Raw genomic sequence first — 2,059 nt, 5'->3', positions numbered from 1 at the left:
ATTGCGATCATGTGAAGAATGTCATCGGCGCTACATCCGCGTGAGAGGTCGTTGGCGGGTTTAGCGAGGCCTTGCAGAACGGGGCCGATGGCTTGTGCTCCGCCGATGCGCTGCGCAATTTTATAGCCTATATTGGCGGCCTCCAGATTGGGAAACACAAAGACATTTGCATTCCCTTTGAGCGGAGACCCCGGTGATTTCGCATGACTGATTGCTTCAACAAATGCAGTGTCGAATTGCAGCTCCCCATCAACACAAAGATCTGGTTTCCTTGTGCGCACAGTGTTGGTCGCCTGAATGACTTTTGATACGCGTTCATGTGCGGCGCTGCCGCCAGTCGAAAACGAAAGCATCGCGACCGCCGGGTCTTTCCCGGTTAGCTGTTCATAAGAGTCTGCTGACTGCATGGCAATATCGGCTAGTTGGCCGGAATCCGGCTCGACCACAAGGCCGCAATCCGCAAAAATGAAAGCACCTTTTTTCTGATGATATGATTGGCATAACAACATCAGAAAAAAACTCGAAACAAGCGATGCGCCTTCCGCCTTTCCGATAATCTGCAACGCGTGGCGGACAACATCGGCTGTTGTGGCAACTGCACCGGCGACAGTTCCATCCGCGTCCCCCGCGCGCACCATCATGGCTGCAAAACCAAGCGGAGTTTTCACTATTTTCAAGGCCTGCTCTTCCGTCATGCCCTTGGCGTGCCGTAATTGATGAAGCTTATCGGCATAATCCGCGTATTTATCAGACATTGCCGGGTCAATAATCTGTATCCGCGTTCCTGCAATCTGATCAGCTATGGCATCAGCCGACCCCAGCAAAGTAATATGCGCAATTTTCTCCTGCTCTGCACAAAGGGCAGCTTGGATGACACGCGGGTCTTCGCCTTCCGCCAGAACAATGTGACGTGGCTGTGATCGGGCTTTTTCAAAAATTTTTTCCAACGGAAGCATGGCAAAATCTCATGAAAGGCCGGGAGGAAAACCTCCCGGCATCATCGTTAAACAGGCATCTGCTCGCGCATATCCACTTTATCAATACCAGCTACGACGACCGGCTTCTTCATCGCATCGCGACGGAAAGGTTCGCCCAGCTCCTGATTGAGTATGACCTCAATAAAGGTCGTAACCCCCTTGGACTGATCATCAATTGCCTTCTGCAAGGCTTCAGTGAGCGATTGCTGGGTATCAACAGTGACGCCCTTGAGGCCACAACCATCCGCCACTTTGGCGTAGCTCAGGTTTGGATTGAGCTCGGTCCCAACGAAGTTATTGTCGTACCAAAGCGTTGTATTGCGCTTTTCTGCACCCCACTGGTAGTTGCGGAAAATGACCATCGTAATGGCTGGCCAGCCTTTGCGACCGATGGACGTCATTTCGTTCATCGAGATCCCAAAAGCACCATCCCCTGCAAAACCAACCACAGGTGTATCGGGTTGGCCGATCTTGGCACCTACGATGGACGGAAAGCCGTATCCGCATGGACCGAACATGCCGGGTGCCAGATATTTGCGCCCGGTTTCAAATGTTGGATAGGCATTGCCGATGGCACAGTTGTTTCCGATATCAGTGGACATAATGGCATTCTTCGGCATTCCGGCCTGAATGGCGCGCCATGCCTGTCGTGGAGACATGCGTTGCTTTTCGCGTTCGCGTGCGTCTGCATTCCATTGTGTGCCTGGATCATCATCTTCATGATCCATCGACGAAAGTTGCTGCAACCAAGCTGATTTGCGTTGATGGGTTAGCTGTTTGCGCTCGTTGCGACCAACATCTCCTGCATTGGCTCCAAGTTGATCGATGATCTGCTGCGCTACTTGTTTCGCATCGCCACAGATGCCGACCGTGATCTTCTTGGTAAGGCCAATACGGTCTGGGTTGATATCGACCTGAATGATCTTCGCGTCTTTTGGCCAATAATCGATACCGTAGCCGGGTAACGTCGAAAACGGGTTAAGACGGGTACCAAGTGCCAGAACCACATCGGCCTTGGCAATCAACTCCATCGCTGCTTTCGAGCCATTATACCCAAGCGGCCCTACTGATAGTGGATGGCT

The 2,059-nt window shown here is 52.2% G+C and carries 2 protein-coding genes; both read right to left on the bottom strand.

What is annotated here, in order from left to right; translation table 11 throughout:
* The coding region (pta, locus tag RT142_RS24340; RefSeq protein WP_313032143.1) for a phosphate acetyltransferase at positions 1 to 956 on the bottom strand (956 nt) is incomplete at its 3' end.
* A 47-nt stretch (positions 957 to 1,003) separates the two neighbouring features.
* A partial coding sequence (locus RT142_RS24335; protein WP_313032140.1) for a thiamine pyrophosphate-dependent enzyme occupies positions 1,004 to 2,059 on the bottom strand: 1,056 nt, incomplete at its 5' end.

This window comes from Brucella sp. (assembly GCF_032066345.1).
In the GTDB taxonomy this organism is placed as follows: domain Bacteria; phylum Pseudomonadota; class Alphaproteobacteria; order Rhizobiales; family Rhizobiaceae; genus Brucella; species Brucella pseudogrignonensis.
The sequence above is the reverse complement of the archived record's forward strand: the minus strand, read 5'-3'. Positions and strand labels throughout refer to the sequence as shown.